Source organism: Burkholderia sp. AU28863, from assembly GCF_002223195.1.
Classification (GTDB): domain Bacteria; phylum Pseudomonadota; class Gammaproteobacteria; order Burkholderiales; family Burkholderiaceae; genus Burkholderia; species Burkholderia sola.
The window spans coordinates 1-1547 of sequence record NZ_NKFE01000016.1 but is presented as its reverse complement, the minus strand read 5'-3'; the positions used below and the strand labels follow the sequence as shown (position 1 = coordinate 1547).

Here is a 1547-nt window from a genome sequence, read left to right as displayed (position 1 = left end):
AGAGGTCGCTCCATGCGCGTCGAACGGGTTCCATACCGCTTAATCACTGTCGCGACGGCCGCCGTTTTCCTGGCCGCGTGCGGGAAGAAAGAATCGGCACCGCCGCCGCAAACGCCGGAAGTCGGCGTCGTCACCGTCCAGCCGCAAGCCGTACCGGTCTTCACCGACCTGCCGGGCCGCACCAGTGCATTCCTCGTCGCGCAGGTCCGTGCGCGGGTCGACGGCATCGTGCTGCGCCGTGAATTCACCGAAGGCACCGACGTCAAGGCCGGTCAACGCCTCTACAAGATCGATCCGGCGCCGTACATCGCCGCGCTGAACAGCGCGAAGGCGACGCTCGCGAAGGCGCAGGCGAATCTCGTCACGCAGAACGCACTGGTCGCGCGCTACAAGGTGCTGGTCGCCGCGAACGCGGTCAGCAAGCAGGACTACGACAACGCGGTCGCCACGCAGGGCCAGGCCGCGGCGGATGTCGCGGCCGGCAAGGCGGCGGTCGACACCGCGCAGATCAACCTCGGCTATACGGATGTCGTGTCGCCGATCAGCGGCCGCGTCGGCATCTCGCAGGTGACGCCGGGCGCGTACGTGCAGGCGAGCCAGGCGACGCTGATGTCGACGGTGCAGCAGCTCGATCCGGTGTACGTCGACCTCACGCAGTCGAGCCTCGAAGGGCTGAAGCTGCGTCAGGACGTGCAGAGCGGCCGTCTGAAGACGAGCGGTCCGGGCGCGGCGAAGGTGTCGCTGATCCTGGAAGACGGCAAGACCTATTCGGAAGCCGGCAAGCTGCAGTTCTCGGACGTGACGGTCGACCAGACCACCGGCTCGGTGACGATCCGCGCGGTGTTCCCGAACCCGGGCAAGGTGCTGCTGCCGGGGATGTTCGTGCGCGCGCGGATCGAGGAAGGCGTGAACGAGAACGCGTTCCTGGTGCCGCAGATCGGCGTCACGCACGACCAGAAGGGGCAGGCGATCGCGATGGTGGTGAACGCCAGCAACAAGGTCGAGCCGCGTCCGCTGAAGACGACCGGCATGCAAGGCCAGAACTGGATCGTCGAAGGCGGTCTGCAAGCGGGCGATCACGTGATCGTGCAAGGCGTCGACAAGGTGCGCCCGGGCGCGACCGTGAAGACGGTCCCCGCGCAGCTCGCACCGGCGGCCGATGCCGCCTCGGGTGCTGCTGCCCCCGCCGCGCCGGCCGCCGCCGGGTCCGGCGCCGCTGCCGCTTCCGGTGCCGCCGCATCGGGCGCCGCGCCGGCGAGTGCTGCCGCTGCCTCGAGCGCGAAATAACAGGGAGCCTGTTTCATGGCAAAGTTTTTTATCGATCGCCCGATCTTCGCGTGGGTGATCGCCATCATCCTGATGCTGGCCGGGGTTGCGGCGATCTTCACGCTGCCGATCTCGCAGTATCCGACGATCGCGCCGCCATCGATCCAGATCACCGCGAACTACCCGGGCGCTTCCGCGAAGACGGTGGAAGACACGGTGACGCAGGTGATCGAGCAGCAGATGAGCGGTCTCGACAACTTCCTGTACATGTCGTCGACGAG

Annotated in this window: 2 protein-coding genes; both read left to right on the top strand. The window is 67.4% G+C overall.

Features of this window, described 5'->3' with window-relative positions; genetic code table 11:
• Positions 1 to 12 precede the first annotated feature (12 nt).
• Positions 13 to 1287: an efflux RND transporter periplasmic adaptor subunit gene (locus tag CFB81_RS34680; protein ID WP_089435558.1), complete on the top strand. Its 1275-nt coding sequence runs from the start codon at positions 13 to 15 to the stop codon at positions 1285 to 1287.
• Positions 1288 to 1302: 15 nt separating this feature from the next.
• On the top strand, positions 1303 to 1547 hold a 245-nt coding region (locus tag CFB81_RS34675; protein ID WP_143280801.1), incomplete at its 3' end, for an efflux RND transporter permease subunit.

What these genes read in the sequence shown, in the direction of transcription:
- CFB81_RS34680 (WP_089435558.1), top strand. Translation starts at nt 13, where the DNA reads ATGCGCGTCGAACGGGTTCCATACCGCTTAATCACTGTCGCGACGGCC.